1 protein-coding gene is annotated in these 1,436 nt (G+C 65.4%); it reads right to left on the bottom strand.

From position 1 onward, the window contains the following. Positions 1 to 104: 104 nt before the first annotated feature. On the bottom strand, positions 105 to 1,364 hold the full coding sequence (locus AC50X9_RS21220) for an IS701 family transposase (protein ID WP_494897065.1): 1,260 nt from the start codon (positions 1,362 to 1,364) through the stop codon (positions 105 to 107). Positions 1,365 to 1,436: the final 72 nt, after the last annotated feature.

Raw genomic sequence — 1,436 nt, forward strand, 5'->3', positions numbered from 1 at the left:
CCTAGTAGTACTTTGTTAGGTTGGGGCGCGTTGGCGGCAGTTGGGGCAGTAGCCGAGCCAGGCGGCGATCACTCGTTGGAGTTCCTTGAGGATGCCGTACAGGCTCAGGCTGCCCCAGCTGCTTTTGGGGTTGTGAGGCGCAGCCGGGTGATGAAGAGGTGGGCTGCGGTAACGAGCGTGACGTGCCGGTGCCAGCCGGTGAAGGCTCGTCCTTCGAAATGGGAGAGCCCGAGGCCGGTCTTGAGTTCCCTGTAGTCATGTTCGATGCGCCACCGCATTTTGGCGAGCCGGACGAGCGTTTTCAGCGGCGTGTCGGCGGGCAGGTCCGAGATCCAGTAGTCGGTGGGTGCCGGTTCATTGGGCGGCCATTCGGCCAGCATCCAGGCCTCCGGCAGGGTCCCGTCTTCGCTGAGCGGAATATCCCTGTTGGCCGGTCTGATGCGCAGGGCGAGGAACCTTGATTTCATGGCAGCGGTCCGGTTCGCCGGCCCGGCTTTGGTGCCGTGCCGCCAGGTGGCCTGGTGGAGCTCTCTGCGGCCGGCGGCGATGGCCAGCTCACGCAGCGAGGAAGGTTTCTGCCGGTAGCGCGGCGCCGAGGGCCGGCCCCTGCCCGTGGTGGGCACTGTTTCGGGGACCGCGCCGGCCGGGTAGGCGCTCGTGGAGCCCTTCACGGCCAGCACGTACGGGATGGAGCGTTCCTCCAGGCCGAGGCGGAACCCCGTGGTGTCCCCGTAGCCTGCGTCGGCAACGACCACCGGCGGAGTCAGCCCCCATACGGCGGCCTCGTCGATCATTTCCAGCGCCAGCGACCATTTGGTGCGGTGCCGGACAGTCTCGGGAATCTTCGCCCGGCTCCTTCGGGCCTGAATGCGTTCCGCCTCGTCGTTGGTGTCGGCACACCCATCGTCCCAGGCCTCGGGCACGTACAGACGCCAGTTCAGCGGACAGGACGCCGAATCGGTGGCCGCATGGACACTGACCGCGATCTGGCAGTTACCCACCTTCCCGAGCGTGCCCGAATACTGCCGGGCCACGCACGGGGACGACGTCCCGTCCTTCTTGAACCCGGTGTCATCAACGACCCACGCCTCCGGTGCGATCGTGTCTATCGCCAGGTTCGCCAGCCGCCGCCGTACCGGCTCCACCGCCCACGTTGAGGACGCAACAAACTGCTGGAGCTGCTGATGGTCAACGCCGAGCCGCTCAGCCATCGGCTGCATCGACTTCCGCCGCCCGTCCACCATCAGGCCCCGCAAATACAGGCTTCCCTTGGCCCGCTGGTCCTTCCGCGGCAACGACGCGAACACCCCGGCCACAAAGTCCTCCAAGGCGCCCCGCACAGCTGCAATCTCTCCATCCCGCATGATCCGAAATTAACAGACCACCGACAGGATTAAAAGAGTTTCACCCCAAAACCTAACAAAGTACTACTAGGA

This window comes from Pseudarthrobacter sp. HLT1-3, assembly GCF_059383535.1.